The sequence below is a fragment of the Rhodococcus sp. NPDC058639 genome (genome assembly GCF_042717545.1).
Classification (GTDB): Bacteria; Actinomycetota; Actinomycetes; order Mycobacteriales; family Mycobacteriaceae; genus Rhodococcus.
On sequence record NZ_JBHXRF010000020.1, the window covers coordinates 1 to 1433 of the forward strand.

Consider the following 1433-nt stretch of genomic DNA (forward strand, 5'->3'; position numbering starts at 1 on the left):
ACGGCGTATGCGGCGCGGGCTGCGGGTGCGGTCCCGGAGTGGTCGGCGTTGGAAGTCCAGTATGCGGATTACACGTTGTGGCAGCGTGAGGTCCTCGGCGACGAGTCGGATCCGGAGTCGTTGCTCGCGCGGCAAACCGAGTTCTGGCGCACCACCCTCGCGGATCTGCCGGAGGAGTCGACGTTGCCGTCGGATCGGCCTCGTCCGGTGGTGTCGAGTTACCGGGGTGCGTCGCACGGTTTTACGATCGATGGTCGTGTTCGTGCCGGTCTAGCGGAGGTGGCACGACGCAGTAGTGCAACGGAATTCATGGTGGTGCATGCTGCGTTGGCGGTGATGCTGTCGCGGTTGGGTGCGAGTTCCGATGTTGCTATCGGCACGCCGATCGCGGGTCGTGGTGAGGCTGCGCTCGATGATCTGGTGGGTATGTTCGTCAATACGTTGGTGTTGCGGACGTCGGTTGATGGTGGGGTGTCGTTCGGGGAGTTCCTCGATGCCGTACGTGGGGTCGATCTCGAAGCGTTCGCGCATGCGGATGTGCCGTTCGAGCGGTTGGTGGAGGTGCTCGATCCGGCGCGTTCGCAGGCACGTCATCCGTTGTTCCAGGTGATGTTGACCTTCCAGAATATGGCGGACGCGCATCTCGAACTGCCCGGTCTGAGTGTCTCGGGTGTCGACTTCGATGCGCAGATCGCGAAGTTCGATCTGCAGGTGACCGTCACCGATCTGGCCGGGTCGGGTGAGCAGTCGCAGGGTTTCGGTATCGAGTTCACGTATGCGACCGAGCTCTTCGATGCTTCGACGGTCGAGGGCTTTGCGGAGCGGTTCGTGCGGATCCTCGAAGCTGTGGTGGCTGATCCGGCGCGGCGGGTGGGCGATATCGATCTGCTGGGCGCCGATGAGCGTGTGACGGTGCTCGAGCGGTGGAACGATACTTCGCATCCGGTGCCCGAAGGAACGTTGCTGGACCGGTTCGATAGCCAGGTCCTTTCGAATCCCGACGCCATCGCGGTGGTGTTCGAAGACGAGTCGTTGACATACGGCGAGTTCGATACGCGGGTCAATCAGCTTGCGCGGTACCTGATCTCGCGGGGTGTGGGTCCGGAGACGACGGTGGGGTTGGCGGTTCGCCGGTCGTTGGATCTGTTGGTGGGGATGTATGCGATCGTCCGTGCGGGCGGCGCCTATGTGCCGATCGATCCGGATCAGCCTGCCGAGCGTAATGGTTTCATTGTGGAGTCGGCGGCGCCGGTGTTGGTGGTGTCGACGTCGCGGGACGGGTTCGACGTTCCGGTGTCGGTGCCGGTGGTGTCGATCGACACGCTTGATCTTGCCGACGTGTCGACCGCGCCGGTGTCGGATGCGGAGCGGACCGCGCCGGTGCGGCCGTCGAATACGGCGTATGTGATTTTCACGTCGGGGTCGACGGGCCG

General features: G+C 63.6%; 1 protein-coding gene. It reads left to right on the top strand.

Features of this window, described 5'->3' with window-relative positions; genetic code table 11:
• Positions 1-1433 (top strand): condensation domain-containing protein (locus tag ACFWU2_RS20780; protein WP_378610149.1); only part of this gene is annotated, 1433 nt, incomplete at both ends.